Annotated in this window: 10 protein-coding genes; 4 read left to right on the top strand and 6 right to left on the bottom strand. The window is 70.9% G+C overall.

Going from position 1 to position 19,043, the window contains the following annotated elements; translation table 11 throughout:
- Window positions 1–17 precede the first annotated feature (17 nt).
- Entirely contained in the window at window positions 18–3,077 is a 3,060-nt protein-coding gene (locus tag AFR_RS44195; RefSeq protein ID WP_023561238.1) for an MXAN_6230/SCO0854 family RING domain-containing protein, read from the top strand.
- Window positions 3,078–3,146: 69 nt separating this feature from the next.
- On the opposite strand, the gene AFR_RS33355 is transcribed toward AFR_RS44195, so the two are convergent.
- The 6 genes from AFR_RS33355 to AFR_RS33330 form a co-directional block, all read right to left on the bottom strand.
- Window positions 3,147–3,650 carry a mycothiol transferase gene (locus AFR_RS33355; protein WP_023561237.1) on the bottom strand — a complete coding sequence of 168 codons (504 nt, stop codon included), beginning with the start codon at window positions 3,648–3,650 and terminating at the stop codon, window positions 3,147–3,149.
- Between the two features lie 28 nt (window positions 3,651–3,678).
- A complete protein-coding gene (locus AFR_RS33350; RefSeq protein WP_023561236.1) occupies window positions 3,679–4,431 on the bottom strand; it encodes a hypothetical protein in 753 nt (250 codons plus the stop codon).
- Window positions 4,432–4,469: 38 nt separating this feature from the next.
- The gene (locus tag AFR_RS33345) at window positions 4,470–5,795 is read right to left on the bottom strand and encodes an MFS transporter (RefSeq protein ID WP_041841335.1); all 1,326 of its coding nucleotides are present in this window, start codon (window positions 5,793–5,795) and stop codon (window positions 4,470–4,472) included.
- A gap of 69 nt (window positions 5,796–5,864) precedes the next feature.
- On the bottom strand, window positions 5,865–7,661 hold the full coding sequence (locus AFR_RS33340) for a S9 family peptidase (RefSeq protein ID WP_023561234.1): 1,797 nt from the start codon (window positions 7,659–7,661) through the stop codon (window positions 5,865–5,867).
- 20 nt (window positions 7,662–7,681) lie between these two features.
- Complete coding sequence (locus AFR_RS33335; RefSeq protein WP_023561233.1) at window positions 7,682–9,454, bottom strand: N-acetylglutaminylglutamine amidotransferase; 1,773 nt, start codon at window positions 9,452–9,454, stop codon at window positions 7,682–7,684.
- A gap of 94 nt (window positions 9,455–9,548) precedes the next feature.
- Window positions 9,549–12,143, bottom strand: a complete 2,595-nt coding sequence (locus AFR_RS33330; protein ID WP_023561232.1) for a carboxylate--amine ligase/circularly permuted type 2 ATP-grasp protein — start codon at window positions 12,141–12,143, stop codon at window positions 9,549–9,551.
- Window positions 12,144–12,438: 295 nt separating this feature from the next.
- Between AFR_RS33330 and ppdK the strand changes: the two genes are divergently transcribed.
- The 3 genes from ppdK to AFR_RS33315 all read left to right on the top strand — a co-directional run bounded on the left by ppdK (window position 12,439) and on the right by AFR_RS33315 (window position 18,936).
- Window positions 12,439–15,141, top strand: a complete 2,703-nt coding sequence (gene ppdK / locus AFR_RS33325; RefSeq protein WP_438829950.1) for a pyruvate, phosphate dikinase — start codon at window positions 12,439–12,441, stop codon at window positions 15,139–15,141.
- Between the two features lie 76 nt (window positions 15,142–15,217).
- Window positions 15,218–15,913 (top strand): SDR family NAD(P)-dependent oxidoreductase, encoded by a 696-nt coding sequence (locus tag AFR_RS33320; protein ID WP_023561230.1) that lies wholly within the window; start codon window positions 15,218–15,220, stop codon window positions 15,911–15,913.
- 908 nt (window positions 15,914–16,821) lie between these two features.
- Window positions 16,822–18,936: a SulP family inorganic anion transporter gene (locus AFR_RS33315; protein ID WP_023561229.1), complete on the top strand. Its 2,115-nt coding sequence runs from the start codon at window positions 16,822–16,824 to the stop codon at window positions 18,934–18,936.
- Window positions 18,937–19,043: the final 107 nt, after the last annotated feature.

Raw genomic sequence — 19,043 nt, 5'->3', positions numbered from 1 at the left:
CGGGGGGAGGTCGGACCATGGATCCACTGGCTGTCGTACTGCTGCGCCGTACCGGAAAGGTCACGGTCTCCGCGACGGGCGCCGCGCCGGAGGACGGAGCGGCCTGGGTCGGTGCGCTGGAGGCAGACCTTGCCGCCCGGGGCCGCGTCCTCGACCGTGACCTGCGGGCCGCGGCCGGCCGGCTCCCTTCCCCGGTACGCGTCCAGTGGGCGGACTGGCTGCTCGCGACCGTCGACGAAATGGTCGGCGCGGACCGCACGATGCTGCCGCTGTACCGCTCGTTCCCCGACACGCCGCGCAACGCGGACGCTGTCTTCGTCAGCCGGCTGCTGAGCCACCTCTTCGCCGAGCCCGGCGCACCGTGCGTGCTGTGCGGCCGCGAGCAGGGCGGCGCGCCGCTGGACCCGTGCGGGCACCTCGTGTGCCCGTCATGCTTCCCGCCCGAGCAGTTCAGCGCGTGCCCGATCTGCGGGCGGCGCCTGTCCGCCGGGACGCCGTACCTGCCGGTGGTCGAGCCGTCCCGCAAGCGCCGGGGCAAGATCGAGACGCCGATCCCGGTGCGGGCCCTCGGCCTCGAGACCGATCCGCAGGGTGCTGCCCTCGCCTTGCGCTCCGAGCTGGTGCTGCGCGCGGGTGCGCTGGGTGACGCCGACCGCGCCGATCTGAAGGTGCTGGTGACCTCGACCGCGCCGGACACCCTCGACTGGCTGCCCGAGACCGTGCCTGCGCGCGAGACGCTGGCGCTGCTGATCGCCTGGGCACTGCACGCCTCGGCGCTGACCGACGCGTACCCGGCGGTGCTCGCGGAGGCTCGGCGGCGCTGGACCACGGCGACCGACGTCGCCCGCACGCTGTGGGCCTACTCGGGCGGAGACCCGGGCCTGATCCTTCCCGTACGCCACGACGAGTCCCACGCGCCCGGACAGGCGATGCGCCCCGTGGACGAGCCGGCCGAGACCGTGCCGATGCCGCGCGTCCGCGCGCTGCCCCGGGCCCTGCGCCGTGCCGTGCTCGCCCAGCTCGACGAGGGTGAGTCCGCCGAGGACCTGCTCCGCCACCCGGCGGTCTGGAAGCGTCTCGGCGAGCGGCTGCACCCCTTCGAGCGGGTGGCGGCACACCCGCGCGCGGCCGTGGCCTTCGCCGCGCTCCGCGGCACCCGCACCGCGCGGGAGTCCGCGCTGGGTGCGGCGATCCTGGCCGAGTGCGCCCGTCGCCCTCACCGTCTGGTCCCGGCCGACCACCCCGACGGTACGGTCTCCGTCCGCGTCCGCACCCACGCGTCCCTGGTGGAAGAGGCGTTCGCGACCGGTGACGTGCCGGGTGCCGCCCGCCTGCTGGCGGAGCGCCCCGGCGACCTGTGGCGGCGGCTGGACCACCTGCTGCGCGCCGCGGGCGACGACCCCGGCACGCTCGAGGCGATCACGGCGGCGGCCGGTGACACGGCCGGACGGGTGTCGCCCAATGTGCTCGCCGCGGCAGCCGCGGAACTGACCGGCCGTGACGCCACGGTCCGAGCCACCGAGGCGCAGCTCGCCGCGGTGGAGCAGGCCCGTGCGGCCGGGCTGGTGCGTGCCCGGGGACCCGTCGGCTACTCCACCAGCACGCCCGCGCCCGCAGCGTCGGCCGTCGGCGCCGCGCGCGAGAGCGGCCTGCGCCGAGCGCTGCGCTCCCTCGGCCTCACCGGCCCAACACCCGCACACACCGATCCCGCAAACGCTGATTCCGGGCGTCGTGGGAGTGCCGGCACGGATGCGGTCGTGGACGGCGCTCCGGCGGCGGGCGTCGGTGCAGTCGCTGATCCGGGCGAGGATGCCGCCGCGTCCGCGGGTGCAACCCGTGCTGAGTCGGCTGCGTCCGGCGCAGGGGACGGTGAGGTCGCCGGGATCGTGGGTGGACGGCCCGGGCCCGGTATGCCGCGGCGGGTGTTCTTCCCACGGGGCAGCACGGTCACGACCTGGACCGAGCCGGAGCGCCGCGGTCCCGTCGCCGCCGAGGCGATCGCCGGCGTGCGCATGCTGGTCGACGACGAGCTCGCCGGCCGGGCCGCGCGGCTGGACCGCTTCGATCTGGCCGTCATCGACGGTGCTCTGGCCACCGTGCCCGCGCCGATGCGGGAGCGCGCGGCCTCGGCCCAGCTCGCGGGGTGGCCGCGGGGCAGCATCCGGCCGGTGCCGCCCGTCGACGTGCTGCGGCTGTTCCTGCACTGGGAGGACACCGAGAAGTCGCGGGTGGACCTCGACCTGTCGTGTGCGTTCTTCGGCGCCGACTGGAAGCGGCTCGGGCACTGCGACTACACCGCGCTGCGGTTTGCGGACGAGGCCGCGGTCCACTCCGGCGACCTGACCTCCGCACCGGCGCCGCTGGGAGCGACGGAGTTCCTCGACCTGGACCTGTCCCGCCTGGCCGCCGAGGGGGTGCGGTACGCCGTGCCCGTGGTGCTCAGCTTCACCGCGGTGCCGTTCGAGGTGCTGACCGAGGCGTTCGCCGGGCTGATGCTGCCCGTGGCGGGTGGTGAGCAGTTCGACGCGGCCCGGGTCGAGCAGCGCTTCGACCTGCGCGGTGACGCCCGCATCCTGATGCCGATGGTGCTGGACCTGTGGGACTGCAAGCTGCTCTGGACGGACCTCACGCTGCCGGGCCGCGGGTACGGCCACAGTGTGGGCCGCCACGGCGATCAGCTCGCCCGCGCTGCCTCCGACCAGTGGGAGCACTTCGCGGGCGGCCACCGCGCGACGCTTCTGGACCTGGCGGCCTGGCAGGCGGTGGGGCGCGCGGACCGGATCGTGGTGGCGCACGCCGACGGCACCCGTACCGAGGTGCCGCCCTCAGCCGGGGCGATCCGGAGCGCGGCGCGTACCGAAACCGGTCCTTTGGCGACCGTGACCGTCCCGGAGGGGGCGGTGGTGCTGGTGGCGGCGACGGACGGCGCGGACGTGGAACGGCTCGTGCCGGGGCCGGTCGCGGCCGGATCGGTGGCCCTGACGGTGACCGGTCGGGCAGGCGAGCCGTGGACGGCGGTCAGCGCAGCCGAGGTGCTCGGTCAGCTGGCACCGGCACAGCGAGACTCGGCCGGCTGACACCGCGGCTGGTGAGACGAACGGCGCCCCCGCACCCGATGAGGGTGCGGGGGCGCCGTCGTGCCTGCCTCAGACGAGCAGCCCGCGGGCGTAGGCCGCCTGGCCCACGTGCTGGGTGTCGTCGTTCAGAACGCTGATCAGGCGGACTCCCAGGGTCACCGGGGGGTCCCAGGCGGGGTCGACGACCTTGTCCAGCTCGGCCGGCTCGACGCCGGCGAGGTAGGACGCGGTGCGTTCGTGGACCGCCTGGTAGTAGTCCACCAGGGTCTGTGCGCTTTCCGGGCGGACAGCCTGCACCTGTTCCGCCGTGTAGCCGTAACCGGTGTCGCCGGGATCCGGCTTCAGTCCGAAGCGCGGCGCCCAGTCGCCGGTGAGGTAGACCTGCTCCTCACCGGTCAGCTCCGCGAGGTGACTGTCCTGGACCCGGGTGAGGTGCCAGACCAGCCAGGCGACCGTGTTGGCGCCCTCGGCGGGCGGCCTGCTCAGCTGCTCCTTGCTCAGGTCCTCGACCGCGGCCTGCACCAGATCGGGCAGACGGCCGTGGGCCTCGGCGAGCAGTTCGGTGACGTTCACGGTGTCGCACTCCTTCGCGGTAGCCGGTCTACTGCGTGGTGTCGCTTCCCTGGTCGGGGTTCTGCTGCTGCAGGGGCTCCCCGTCCTGGTTCTGCGTGTCGGTCGGCGGCGTCTGCTGCGGGGCATCCGTCGTCGGCGCGGTGGTCGGCTCCGGCGGGGCTGCCGGGTCCGTGGTGGTCGGGGTCGCGGTCGGCTCGGCCGTGGACGTCGGTGCGCCACTGGCCGGGGCGTCCGGCGAATCCGTGGTGGTCTCCCCGGACGGGCCGGTCGACGGTGTCACCGCCGGTTTCTGCTTGTCTCCGGAATCATCACCGAAGATGCTGCTGACCGAGGTGCGACCCGACGAATCGGTGCCGACCGTGGAGGCCACGGACTTGCCCGAGAACAGCTCGAACAGGGTCAGGGACCCCATGGCGAGCACGAACAACGTCGTCGCGGCGAGAGCCACGTGCCCCCAGCGGATGTTCTTCTTCGGCGCGACCGTGTGCGACGGGCTTTCCTCCTCGGTGGCCGCGGCCACCGCAGGAGTGCCCACCGCGGCCGGCACCTTGACGAACGTGGGGGCGATCGACCCCAGGCGCTTGGCGCCCCTGTTGAGCGATCTCTGGTAGATCTCCGTCCCTACCGAGCCGACGACGCTGGCGACAGCGGCGCCGGCCAGCGTGCCGGCGACTCCGAGGAACGAGCCGATGACCGCTGCGGTGACCGCCGCGAGCGTGCCCGCGATGACCTTGGTGATTTCGATGCCGGACCAGATGCGGTCCGGTGCCTGCTCGCTCATGTCCTCCTCACATGGAACTGCCGTTACCGGGCAAAACCTCAACGTTTACCGATGCGCTCGCCGCTAAACCATCCCTTTTCGGCGAACACTTCCCGTAAGGGCCTGATGACCACACCGTCGTCGGCGGCCATCCGCGCTCTGGCCAGCTTGCGGGTGCGCAGGATACCGACCAGGCCGATGGCTCCGATCAGGTACTGCACCGACATGGCGACCTTGAAGTCCGCGATGCCGTACGTGGCCTGACCACCCGTGCGGGCGTCCAGGATCAGACCGATCAACAGGATCGACACGAGGGACGCCACGAAGCCTCCCACGTTCACGATGCCGGTCGCCGTGCCGAGGCGGTTGGGCGGGTTGAACGTGCGGGCGAACTCAAAGCCGATCATCGAGCCCGGCCCGCCCAGGCCCAGCGCCAGCACGAGGATGATCAGCACGGGGAGCGGTGCCCGTCCCGGCCAGGCGATGATCAGACCCCAGCCGGCGGCGTTCGCGCCGATCACGCCGAGCACCAACCACGAGCGGCGCAGCGGGTGCCGCTGGACCAGCACGCCGACCACCGGCCCGGCCGCCATGCCCGTGAGCACGAAGAGCGTGAGCAGCCCGCTCGCCTGGCCGCGCGACAGGCCCTCTCCCGCGAGCAGGAACGGGTATCCCCAGATCAGCGCGAAGACCGTACCGGGGAACTGGGTGGTGAAGTGGGTCCACAGCCCGAGCCGCGTGCCGGGATGCTGCCAGGCGCTGACCAGGTCGGCGCCGAGCTGGCGCGCGGTGATCGCCTCACCGGAGTTGACCCGGCGTTCCGGGGTGTCGTGCAGCGCCACCAGCGCGACGATCGCCACGAAGACCCCCGCGGCCGCCGCCGAGATGAAGGCGGTGGTCCAGCCGGGACCGGCCAGCAGCGCAGCCAGCGGTACGGCGCTGAGCACCTGCCCCAGCTGACCGACGAGCCCGGTGAGCTGCGTGACGACCGGGACCCGCCGCGACGGGAACCATTGCGGCACCAGCCGCAGCACGCTGATGAACGTCATCGCGTCGCCGGCACCGACCAGGACCCGGGCGAACACTGCCCCGGTGATCCCGTCGGAGAACGCCATGAGCGTCTGCCCCGCGGCCATGATCAGCGCACCGCCGACGATCAGCCGCAGCGAACCGAACCGGTCCAGCAGCAGACCGACGGGCACCTGGAGTCCGGCGTAGACCAGCAGCTGGAGCACCGCGAAGGAGGCGAGCGCCCCGGCTCCGATGTCGAACCTGGTCTGCGCGTCGAGCCCGGCCACGCCGAGCGACGTCCGGTGCAGCACCGCCACGATGTACGCGGAGAGCGCCACGGCCCATACCGCCCAGGCCCGGGCACTGCCTCGCATGAAAACATCTCCGTCCGCTCGCGTACCCCCACCCAACTCCGTGGATGGGGGCAGCGACAACGACGACGGTCACAAAAAGGACGTGTGACCCGTCACGGCGGGTGCGGGAAGCAGGTGACCGGTCAGCCACCCGACCGTCTCGCGGAGGAACTCGACCCGGGACGACCGGTGTTGCAACTCGTGGCCCTCACCGGGGAACAGCAGGTACTTGTGGGGGACACCGCGCTCGGCCAGCGCCGCGACGACCTGCTCGGCCTCGATGACCGGCACGTTGCTGTCGTTCTCGCCGTGGACGATCATCAGCGGCGCCCGGAGCCGGTCGATGCGGGTGATCGGGGACAGGTCGCGGAGCAGCTCGGCGTCGGCCACCGGGTCGCCGTACTTCGAGACCGCCGCGGACGCGATCCACGGCTCGGTGTGCTCGTAGAAGGTCGCGAAGTTCGACATGCCGCAGACGTCGATCCCCACGGCGAACAGCTCCGGGTACGCCGTCAGCGCCGCCAGCGTCAGGTAACCGCCGTACGACCGGCCCATGCACCCGACGCGGGCGGGGTCAGCAACGCCGGTCTCCACCAGGTGCGCGACGCAGGACGCCACGTCGGCGATCGCCGCGTACCGCAGGGCGCCGTTGTCGGCGTTGACGAAGGAGCGGCCGAAGCCGGACGAGCCGCGGACGTTCGCGGCGAAGACCGCGATGCCCCGGTCCACCAGCGACTGGAAGAGCGCGCCGTGCCCGGGCCGCTCCTGGGCCTCCGGCCCGCCGTGCAGCCAGACGACCGTCGGGTGCGGGCCGGAGGTCGACGGCTGGAAGAGCCAGCCACTGATCTCCAGGCCGTCGTGGGACGCGAAGCGCTCCAGCGTGGGACGGACGGCGTTCGGGGCCTTCTCCTCGACCGAGACCGGGTGCAGCTCGCCGTCCCAGGTCCAGACGCCGTGCGGCTGGCCCGGTCCCTCGGCGGTGAACGCCAGCGTGCTGCCGTCGAAGCACCAGGAAATACCCGAGACGACACTGCCGGGGAGCTCGATCGCGGTGGTGCCGGACGGGCTCAGCACCGTCAGCTCGGACTCGCCACCGCGGACGTTCCACAGCACCGCGATCGACCTGCCGTCCGTGGACAGCGCGAACGACTCGACCTCGGCGGTCTCCGACGAGGCCAGGACCTCGACGGTGCCCTCGGACGCGCGGACCAGCACCGGCAGCTCGCCGGCGTCGCTGCGGGCGTAGACGGAGCCGTCGGGGCCGAAGCAGGCCTGCTCGCCACTGGTCACGTACTCGTCGACCCCGGTCTCGAGGTCGCGGACGACGACGTAGCGGCCGCTGCGCGGGCCGTGCCGCAGCAGGGCCCGGCGACCGTCCGGGGAGACGTCGAAGAGCGAGATCAGCTCGCCGGTGGCGATGGGCTCGCGGGTGCCGTGCTCGGCGTTCACGAGCAGGGTGGTGGTGAGGTTTTCCGTCACCGCGAGCAGCGGGCGGCCCGGCAGCCAGCGGACGTTCTCCGCGCTGTCGGTGCCGAAACCGGCGACCTGGTGCAGCGCGGAGCCGTCCGGGCGGACCAGCCACACCTCGGTGCGGGGCGCGCCGCCGGGGGCCAGGACGCAGGCGAGCCACCCGCCGCCGGTGGACCAGTGCACCGAGACGACGGGGTGCTCGCCCGTGTCGACCAGGAAGGTCAGCTCGCTGCCGACCGGTTGCACCCACACCTTGGGGGAGCCGCTGCGGTCGGAGACGTACGCCGCGTGCCGGCCGTCGGGCGAGAGCGCCCCCGACCAGCTGCCGGAGACTTCCGTAGGAAGGGACCCGGACTTCCTGTTCAGCCACCCCACGGGCAGCACGGTGACGTCGACGCGGTTGAGCTGACCGGTCATACGGGTCCTCCTTCTGCTTGCTAGATCCCCTTGTCCTGCAGCCACATCTCGAGCAGTGCCAGTTGCCACAACTGGTTGGCCCCGAGAGTCGTACGGGCAGTGTTCGGGTCTGCCAGTAGCGCGTCAACGTACTCGGTCCGGAACAGCCCTCGCGCGCGGGCCGCCGGTGCGTGCAGCGCCTCCCGGACCATGTCCAGCATCGGCCCTTCGAGGTGCCTGATCCCGGGAACCGGGAAGTAACCCTTGGTACGGTCGATCACCTCGTCGGGCACGACCCCGCGGGCCGCGTCCTTGAGGACTCCCTTGCCACCCTGAGCCAGTTTGAGCTCGGGCGGGCAGGCCGCCGCGAGCTCCACCAGCTCGTGGTCCAGAAACGGTACGCGCGCCTCCAGGCCCCACGCCATGGTCATGTTGTCCACGCGCTTGACCGGATCGTCGACGAGCATCACCTGGGAGTCCAGCCGCAACGCCGCGTCGACGCTGGAGGTCGCCCCGGCCCGCGCGAAGCTCGCCGCCACGAACTCACGGCTGACGTCGGCGTCGAGCAGCCACTCGAGTGACAGCTGACGGGCCAGCTCGCTGTGGGGACGGTCGAAGAACTCCCGGGCGTACGCGTCCACGGCCTGGTCGCGCGGCACGTCCCGCAGCGGCGGGTACCAACTGTAACCGGCCAGGATCTCGTCGGCGCCCTGCCCGGACTGGACGACCTTGACGTGCTGTGACACGTCCTCGCTGAGCAGGTTGAACGCGATGCAGTCGTGGCTGACCATCGGCTCGCTCATCGCGGCGACCGTCCGCGCCACGGCCGGCAGGAAGCGGTCCTTGCCGATGCGGATCTGGTGGTGGGTCGTGTCGAACTGCTTGGCGATGATGTCGGAGTAGGCGAACTCGTCGCCGCTCTCACCGGCCGCGGACTCGAAGCCGATGCTGAACGTGGTCAGCCCGCGCTGCCCCTGCTCGGCGAGCAGCGCCACGATGTAGCTGGAGTCGAGACCACCGGAGAGCAGCACCCCGACCGGCACGTCGGCGACCATCCGGCGCTCGACCGCCGTACGCAGGGACTCGTGGATCGCCTCGGCCCACTCCTCCCGCGACTTGATCAGCGTGCGGGTGTGGTCGGCCTCCCAGTAGACGCGTTCTGTGCTCGTACCGTCGGACTTGATGATCCGGACCGTGGCGGGCGGCAGCTTGCGGACGCCCGCGACCAGCGTGCGCGGCGCCGGGACCACGGAGTGGAAGGTCATGTAGTGCTGCAGCGCGACCTTGTCGATCGAGGTGTCGACGTCGCCGGCCGCGAGCAGCGCAGGCAGGGTCGACGCGAAGCGCAGCCGCCCGGGGGTCTCGGCGAGGTACATCGGCTTGATGCCGAGCCGGTCGCGGGCCAGCATCACCGTGCCGGTGGCGTGCTCGGCGATCGCGAAGGCGAACATCCCCAGGAAGTGCTGGACGCAGTCGGCGCCCCAGCGGTGGTACGCCTTGATGATCACCTCGGTGTCGGAGGTGGAGGCGAAGGTGTATCCGTACCCGCGGAGCTCGTCGCGCAGCTGCTGATAGTTGTAGATGCAGCCGTTGAAGACCAGGGTCAGCCCGAGCTGCTCGTCGGTCATCGGCTGGCCGCCGGCCTCCGACAGGTCGATGATCTTGAGTCGGCGGTGGCCGAAGGCGATCGGTCCGCGCTGCCAGAGGCCCTCGCCGTCGGGCCCACGGGACTCCAGGCACGGCAACATCCGCCGGACGGCGTCACCGTCCGCTGCCTGGGCGTCGTACCGCAGTTCGCCGCCGATTCCACACATGGCCTGAACCTCCTTGGGGCAGTCGGAGGCGCACCCAAGATTCACCAGGGTGGAGGCCTCCTATTTCGGTCTTGTATCGCAGTCGTAACGCTCTTTATCCGAAGAGCCAGGTGTCCTTCGAGCCGCCGCCGCGCGACGAGTTGACGATCATGCTTCCCGCGGGGGCCACCCGGGTCAGGGCGGCGGGCGCCACCACCGACGTGGTGCCGGTGAAGACGAAGGCGCGCAGGTCGACGTGGCGCGGTGCCAGCTGGTGGCCGTCGAAGACCGGGTGCGTGGAGAGGTCGACGACCTCCTGCGCCACCCACCGGTGCGGGGCCGCGTTGATCTGCCGGCGGACCGCGGCCAGGTCGCTGGGCGACGCGTGCGGGCCGATGACGATCCGGTCGCCGCCGTACCCGTCGACCGGCTTGCAGACCAGCTCCTCCAGCCGCCCGAGCACCTCGGCCTTCTGCTCCGGGATGCCGCACAGGTACGTGGGCACGTCCGCGAGCTGCGGCTTCTCGCCGAGGTAGTACTCGATGAGCTTGGGCACGTACGCGTACACGGCCTTGTCGTCGCCGATGCCGTTGCCCAGCGCGTTCGCGAGCACGATCGTGTCGGCGTGCAGGGCGGTGACCAGGCTCGGGCCCAGCGGCATCCCGTCCGCACCGGGGGAGTGGACCAGGCTGTCCTCACCCATCCGCAGGTAGATCACGTCGACGCGGTGCTTCCGGCCGCTGACGATCCGGTGGACGATGCCGTCGTCGACCAGCAGATCGGTGCTGCGGACCAGCGGGACACCCATCTCCTCGGCGAGCATCCGGTGCTCGAACCAGGCCGAGTCGTCCGGTCCCTGGCTGAGCACGACCACGGCCGGGTCGTCGCCGGCGGCCGGGCCACCCGCGTCACGCAGGGCCTTGAACAGCAGCTTCGGGGTGTCCTCGATGCTGAGCAGCTCGTCCGGGCGGGGCAGCTCCGGCAGCACACTCTCGGTGAGCCGGCGGTTCTGCATCGCGTACCCGATGCCGGAGGGCACCCGCAGGTTGTCCTCGAGCACACACCAGTTGCCCTCGCCGTCACGGACCAGGTCGACCCCGGCCACCTGGGCGCGGATGCCCGGGCGGCTGACCAGGGCGCCGCTGGGCCGCAGCTCGGGTGAGCCGTCGATGACCCAGTCGGGCACCACGCCGTCCTTGACCACGGCCCGGTCGCCGTAGACGTCGTTGACAAACGCGTCCAGCGCGCGGACCCGCTGGATCAGGCCGGTCTGCAGCTCACGCCAGTCCGACCCCGGCACGATGCGCGGCACGAGATCGAACGGGAAGAGCCGGGTCGCTGCCTCGCCCGCCACGCTGAAGGTGATGCCGCGGGCGCGCTGCTCGTCGTCCTTCGCATCCTCCCGGCGGCGCAGCCCGGCCGGGCCGAGCGCGCTCAGGACATTGACAATTCCCTGGTAAGCGGGCACGACATCGCCGCCGGGGAACGCCTCGTCGCCGGTGGCCGCGTACGGGGTGAGCCCGGCTGCGACCGTCTGCCCGTCCGGGCCGATGCCGGTCGCCCCACCCCGGGTGTCGGCCACCACGAGGTCGACGACGTCGGAGATGCGGCCACGACGGGCCATCGCCCGGCGCTGGCGGGCGGCGGAGCTGCCCCGGCTGAGCGCCTGCACCGAGAGGTCGAAGACCTGCTCCCAGTCACCCAGCTCCTCGAGCTGCGGGCGCAGGTCGCCGACCAGGCGTTCCACGGCGACCGCGGCGGGTACGGGCACGGGCGAGCGCGGCAGGTCGAGCAGATCACCTTCGAGCCCGGACCGGGCGGCACGCCACATCGCGGCGCGGTGGATCGGCGGCCGGGTCGGGACGATCGGGCGGCCGGCGCGGTAGTCCTGCCGGGCGCGCAGCACGAGGCCGCGGAACAGCCCGGCCAGGAGCACCACGGTGTCGGCGTCGGGGCTGGAGTCGGTGACCCGCAGCTCGACCGTCGGCAGGTGCGCGGACGGCCGCACGTCGAAATAGACCATCTTGGGGTCGCTGATCGTCCCGGAGGCGATCAGGTCGGCCACCAGGGCGTCGTGGTCGGCGGCCGAGGTCACGGGCCCGCTGTCGCCGGCGGTGGGCCAGCGCAGCCAGACCAGCGATCGGACGCTCGCATAACCGCTGTCCTCACCCATCCAGTACGGGGAGCTGGCGGAGATGCCGAGCAGCACCGGGAGCGCGGGCGCGACACGCTGAGCGATCGACACCGCCTCGTCCCGGTCGGGGATGCCGACGTGCACCTGAGCGCCGCAGATGAGCTGCTCACGGGCCAGCATCTGATATTCGTCGACCATCCGCCGGTACCGGGAGGTCGGCGTGACCGGCAGCGAGTCCAGGTCGACCAGCGGCACGGTGCCCGCGGCGACCAGGCCCAGCCCGAGCGACTCGGCGACGCCGATGGCCTTGCGGCGCAGCGACACGATCCCGTCGCGCAGGTCGTCGAGCGTGGCCGCGACCGGGGTGTTCGTCTCCACGACCGAGCGGTGCAGCTCGGCGGAGTAGTTCGCCGCGTCGAGCTGATCGAGCACCTCGGGCGCCCGGGGAACCAGCTCCCGGGTCTTGAGGTCGATGACGTGCAACTCCTCCTCGACACCGAGCGTCAGGTCGGTGCCGATGGTGTCGCTCGCCTCCTTCGCTCCGTCGTCCTCCGAGACCTTGAGTGACTCCGTCATGCCAAAGACCGCCTATGTCGTCGTCCGTTGTCCGGAGCCTTGCCAGCCCATGTACCGAACCTGTGACGTGCCCATTTCCGGCGCCCACCAAGCATGACGATCCTGACACCCCTGCGCTCGTACGCCCAGCAGGTGGTGCTCGTTCGTGCTCGCGGCTGCTCGATGTCACGCTCTTTCGAGCCCATTCACGCCTTTGCTTGTGCAATTACTCACGAGGCCTAGGGTGCCGGGTTGCGCGGCCCCTATTCTCCGCAGAACCCTTGAAAGAGCGTTCAGGCAGGGCGACCGATGACGCATCACCTATGGGGAGGCAGTCGTGGAAAAGGCCGGCGAAAAATACGTCTACGATTTTTCCGAGGGTCACAAGGACCTGAAACAGTTGCTCGGTGGCAAGGGTGCGAACCTCGCCGAGATGACCCGCATGGGTCTCCCCGTGCCGGCCGGGTTCACGGTCACGACCAGTGCGTGCCAGGCCTACCTGGCGACCGGCAGCAACCCGCCCGGCCTCGCCGCGGAGATCGATGAGCATCTTGCCGCGCTGGAGTCGGCGATGGGCCGCCGACTGGGCGACGCGAGTGATCCGCTGCTGGTCTCGGTGCGTTCGGGCGCGGCCTTCTCGATGCCCGGCATGATGGAGACGGTGCTCAACGTCGGGCTCAACGACGAGAGTGTCGTCGGCCTCGCGGCACAGGCCGGTGGCAACGAACGGTTCGCCTGGGACTCCTACCGGCGGCTGATCCAGATGTTCGGCAAAACCGTCTGCGACGTCCCCGGTGACGAATTCTCGAATGCCTTGGACGAGGCGAAAGCCGCCCGCGGCGCGACCGACGATCTGCACCTGGAAGCGGCCGATCTCCAAGCCCTCACCGACCGCTACAAACGCATTTTTGCCAAGCACACCGGTCACGAATTCCCGCAGGATCCGCGCGAGCAGATGCGATTGGCGATGGAGGCCGTCTTCCGCTCCTGGAATGCGGAACGCGCCGTCCTCTACCGCCGTCAGGAACGCATTCCGGCCGACCTCGGCACCGCCGTGAACGTCGTCGCGATGGTCTTCGGCAACCTCGGTCCCGACTCCGGGACCGGCGTGGCGTTCACCCGCGACCCGGCGAGCGGCGCACAGGGCATTTACGGCGACTACCTCCAAAACGCCCAGGGTGAGGACGTGGTCGCCGGCATCCGCAACACCATCCCGCTCGACGACCTCCGCACCCTCGACCGCCGCTCGTACGACGAACTGCTGGAGATCATGGCCACGCTCGAGGGCCACTACCGCGACCTCTGCGACATCGAGTTCACCATCGAGCGCGGCAAGCTCTGGATGCTCCAGACGAGAGTCGGCAAGCGTACGGCCGGAGCGGCGTTCCGCATCGCCGCGCAGCTGGTCAACGAGGGCATGATCGACCTCGACGAGGCGCTGCGCCGCGTGTCCGGTGCCCAGCTCGCCCAGCTGATGTTCCCGCGCTTCGACCTCGCCGAGGAGCCCGTCGCGCTGACCAAGGGCATCGGGGCGTCCCCGGGTGCCGCGGTCGGCCGGGCCGTGTTCAGCGCCGAACGCGCCGTCGAGCTCGCGGCCGCCGGTGAACAGGTCATCCTGGTCCGCCGGGAGACCAACCCCGAGGACCTGGCCGGCATGATCGCGGCCCAGGGCATCCTGACCGCCCGTGGTGGCAAGACCAGCCACGCCGCGGTCGTCGCCCGGGGCATGGGCCGCACCTGCGTCTGCGGCGCCGACCAGGTCGAGATCGCGGCCGACCGCTTCACGACCGGCGGCCGGACCATCAACGAGGGCGACGTCATCTCGGTCGACGGCACCACCGGCTGCGTCTACCTCGGCGCGGTGCCGGTGCGCCCGTCCGAGGTCGTGCAGTACTTCGAGGGAGAGCAGACCGACTCCGTCCTGGTCGACGCGGTCCACAAGCTCATGTCGCACGCCGACACCACGCGGGCGCTGGCCGTACGCACCAACGCCGACACCGCCGCCGACGCGGCCCGGGCCCGGCGGTTCGGCGCCGAGGGCATCGGCCTGTGCCGCACCGAGCACATGTTCCTCGGCGACCGCCGCGAACTCGTCGAACGCCTCATCCTGGCGGCAACACCGACCGAACGCGCGGACGCCCTGGCCGCACTGCTCCCACTGCAGAGGGCGGACTTCGTCGACCTGTTCCGCGCCATGGACGGCCTCCCGGTGACGGTCCGGCTCATCGACCCGCCGCTGCACGAGTTCCTGCCCTCGCTGGAAGAACTGGCCGTCAACGTGGCGGTCGCCCGTGAACGCGGCGAGGACCACGCCGAGGACGCCCAGCTGCTCGACGCCGTTCGCCGGATGCACGAACAGAACCCGATGCTCGGCCTCCGCGGCGTACGCCTGGGCCTGGTCATCCCCGGCCTGTTCGCCATGCAGGTCCGGGCGATCACCGAGGCCGCCGTGCAGCTGGCCCGCGAAGGTCTCGACCCCCACCCGGAAATCATGGTCCCGCTGGTCGGCGCCGTGCAGGAGCTCGAAACGGTCCGCCGCGAATGCGAACAGATCGTCACCGAGGTCGTCGCGGACAGCGGCGTCCACGTCCTGATCGGCACGATGATCGAAGTGCCGCGGGCCGCGCTGACCGCCGGCCAGATCGCCGAGGCGGCCGACTTCTTCTCCTTCGGCACCAACGACCTGACCCAGATGGGCTGGGGCTTCTCCCGCGACGACGTCGAAGGCGCCTTCTTCTGGCGCTACCTGGAACTCGGCATCTTCGGCATCTCACCCTTCGAGTCGATCGACCGCGACGGTGTGGGCCGCCTCATCCGCATCGCCACCGAGGAAGGCCGCGCCGTCCGCCCCGGCCTCAAGCTCGGCGTCTGCGGCGAACACGGCGGCGACCCGGAGTCGGTGCACTTCTTCCACGAGGTCGGCCTGGACTACGTGTCCTGCTCACCGTTCCGGGTGCCGGTCGCCCGCCTGGAAGCCGGCCGCGCCGCGATCACCGCGGGCGAGAGCGACAGCCGCTGACCGCGCCCGGTGTGACGCCTGGCGAAGGCCCAACTTCAGCGAAGTTGGGTCAACGCAGGCTCTAGAATTCCGGGCCGTGCGACATGCGTGCGTCATCGGAAACACCGACGGCATCGGCCTGGCCCTGACCCGGCGACTGCTCGACGAGGGATGGGCGGTCACCGGTCTCTCCCGGCGACCGGCCGCCGTCGAACACGACCGCTACGTGCACGTCGCGGCCGACGTCACCGCGCCCGGGTATGCCGCCGAGCTGACCCGGGCGCTCGACGCCGCCGGTGGTGCCGACCTCTGTGTCTACGCCGCCGGGGTGGGCGAGTTCCTCGACCTCGACAACCTCGCGGCGCAGACCCGGATCATCGAGGTCAACCTGCTCGGCGCAACCCGCACGGCAGACGTGGTCGTGCCACGAATGCTGGCCGCCGGCAGCGGTCACTTCGTCGGACTGTCAAGCCTCGCCGACGCGATGATCACACCCATGGCGCCGGGATATGCCGCATCGAAGGCGGGACTGTCGACGTACCTGATCTCCCTGGGCGCGGCCGTACGGCCGCGCGGGGTGCAGGTGACCGCGGTCCGGTTCGGTTATGTCGACACGAAGCTGGCCCTGGGCCCGGTGAAACCCATGATGATCACCGTGGACCGGGCGGTCGACGTCCTGATGCGCTGCATCCGCACCCGGCCGGCGGTCGTCTCCTACCCGCGCCGGATGGCCGCCCTGATCAGGGCAGTCAGCCCGCTGGCCCGCACCCAAGCCCGCCTGAAACGACGCTGATCGGGTGAGCGGCGGGCACGGTGGGCGGCGGGCTTCCCCCGCCAGCGCAATGTCACTGATGTTGGGCCTTGGCCGGGTCACGAGGGCCCGACTTCGTTGATGTTGGGCCGTCGCCGGCCTTGCGAAGGCCCGACTTGGCTGATGTTGGGTCTTCGCCGGCGTCACGAGGGCCCGACTTGGCTGATGTTGGGTCTTGGCCGGGTCGCGAGGGCCCGACTTCGTTGATGTTGGGTCTTCGCCGGCGTCACGAGGGCCCGACTTGGCTGATGTTGGGCCTTGGCCGGGTCATGAAGGCCCGACTTCGTTGATGTTGGGTCTTCGCCGGCGTCACGAGGGCCCGACTTGGCTGATGTTGGGTCTTCGCCGGCGTCACGAGGGCCCGACTTGGCTGATGTTGGGCCTTGGCCGGGTCATGAAGGCCCGACTTCGTTGATGTTGGCCCCTCGCCGGCCTTGCGAAGGCCCAACTTCGTTGATGTTGGCCTTCGCCGGCGTCATGAAGGCCCAACTTCGTTGATGTTGGCCTTCGCCGGGGTTACGTAGGCCCGACTTCGTTGATGTTGGGCTTGTTGCGGACGACCCTCACCTTGCGCCCCCCCCGAAACGCTGAACACGCCGGCGGGGGCGCGACCCAAGATCCGACCTGGCCGGCCCTGGCGCCTGATTGCACCGAGCCCGCCGACCGGCGGCCATCACAAGCACTGAGCCCACGCAAAGACAAACCTGAACACCCCCACACGCGCTGGCGAAACTTTGGCCTGGGAAACGGCTGAGCGTCGAGCGGGAACGCCTGAGAAGGTGCTGAGAGTAAGGCTGGGATCGCGTTATGTAACAGACCGTTCATCGCGCTTGGTTATGGTGACCGAAATATCCCACTTGCGAGTTACGTCGGGAAGGATCGTCAAGCCGATGCGCACGTTGCTGCGTTACGACTTACCCGCTTCCGTTGTTGTTTTTCTCATTGCCATCCCGCTGTCCCTCGGCATCGCCGCGGCCTCAGGGGCACCACTTCTGGCGGGCCTGGTCGCGGCGGTTGTCGGTGGCGTCGTCGCGGGTGCGCTGAGCGGGGCTCCGCTGCAGGTCAGTGGGCCGGCGGCCGGGCTCACCGTCATCGTCGCCGGGGCGGTCACCGATTTCGGCTGGGCCCAGACCACCGCGCTGGTCGCCATGGCCGGCCTGGTGCAGATCGTGCTCGGTGTCTCGCGGGTCGGCCGGGCCGCGCTCGCTCTCTCGCCGGCCGTCGTCCACGGCATGCTGGCCGGGATCGGCATCGTCATCGCGCTCAGCCAGATCCACGTCGTGCTGGGTGGTGATCCGCAGAGCGAGGCGTGGAACAACATTCGCGACCTGCCCGCGCAGATCGTCGGGAATCACGGCGCGTCCATCCTCATCGGGGTGCTGACCATCACGATCCTGCTGGTCTGGCCCCGGATCGTGAAGATCTCGTTGCTGCCGGGTGCGCTGATCGCGGTGGCTGTCGCGACGGCGACCGCGGCGCTGGCGGGGTTCGACGTCGCGCGGGTCGCCCTGCCTGACAACCCGCTCGGCGAGCTGACCTTCCCGCGCTGGCCGGACGCCGCTGCGAGCGACATCATCATCGCCGTGGTGACCATCGCCCTGGTTGCCAGTGTGGAGTCGCTGCTGTCGGCGGTTGCCGTCGACAAGATGCACGACGGGCCGCGTGCCGACCTCAACCGGGAGTTGCTGGCGCAGGGTGCCGCGAACACCGTGTCGGGTGCGCTCGGCGGTCTGCCGGTCACCGGTGTGATCGTCCGGAGTTCGACGAACGTGGCGGCCGGGGCCAAGACCCGCGCCTCCGCGATCATGCACGGCGTGTGGATCGCCGTGTGCGTGCTGATCTTCGCGGCGCTGCTCGAGCAGATTCCGTTGTCAGCGCTGGCCGCGGTGCTGGTCGTTGTCGGTCTGCGGCTGGTCAGCCTGGCGCAGATCAAGGCTTACGTGCGGCATCGGGAACTGCCGACGTACCTGGTCACGGCCTTGGGGGTGATCTTCACGGATCTGCTGACCGGCGTGGCGCTGGGCATGGCCACCGCGGTGCTCCTGATGCTGGGCCGGCTGGCGCGGTGCGAGATCCACCGCTCGTCGCCCGCGCCCGGGAACTGGCTCGTGGTCATCACGGGCACGCTGGCGTTTGTCGGGTCCGGCCGGGTCGCCCGTGAGCTGGCCAAACTTCCGCCGCGGGAGACCGTCGAGCTGGAACTGCACCTCGACTACCTCGACCACGGCGCGTTCGAGACGATCCAGGACTGGCGGGACGCGTACGAGCGCGGTGGTGGCCAGGTGCACATCGAGGAGGTGCAGGACAGCTGGTTCCACCGGGCCACGTCCGGCCGCCTCGGGGTGAACCGGTCGCAGCCCGGCCGGGTGCCGCGGTTCCTCGGTTCGTGGTCACAGTGGATCTCCCTGAACGAGCAGCGCCGCGGTGCCATGGCCGCCGGCATCGACGAGTTCGAGCGCAGCGTCGCGCCGATCGTCCGCCCGCACCTGGCCGGTCTGGCCCGCGACGGGCAGAAGCCGGAACAGCTGTTCATCACCTGCGCCGACTCCCGCGTCGTCCCCAACATGATCACCACCAGTGGCCCGGGTGATCTCTTCTGTGTCCGCAACGTCGGCAACATCGTCCCGGCCCACGGCGCCGGCGACGACTCGGTCGGGGCCTCCGTCGAGTACGCCGTGGACGTGCTCGGCGTCGGCACGATCACCGTGTGCGGCCACTCCGGCTGCGGCGCGGTCGGGGCGATGATGGCGGGTGCGGCGGGAACACCGTCGGCGCTGGGCAGCTGGCTCGGGTCCGCCGGCATCGACCTCACCGGCCGCGACCACGAGGAGGAGTGCATCGCCGCGAACGTCGAGCAGCAACTCGCGAACCTGCGGACGTACCCGAGTGTGCGCAAGGCCGTGGACGAGGACCGCCTGACCTTGACCGGTCTGTACTTCGACCTGGCCGAAGCGCGCATGTACACGGTGACGGACGGCGTCCGGAGCCCGGTTTCTGCACTTTGAGTGGCGATTTTGTGCCGACATCTGCGCAGGGGATTGAGGTCGGGGCGGGAACGGAACAAGGTAGGGCGGGGCCGGAGAACAAAATCTTCCGTGCCGGCACCCGGCCG

Origin of the sequence: Amorphoplanes friuliensis DSM 7358 (assembly GCF_000494755.1) — a bacterium.
Taxonomy (GTDB): Bacteria; Actinomycetota; Actinomycetes; order Mycobacteriales; family Micromonosporaceae; genus Actinoplanes; species Actinoplanes friuliensis.
The sequence above is the reverse complement of the archived record's forward strand: the minus strand, read 5'-3'. Positions and strand labels throughout refer to the sequence as shown.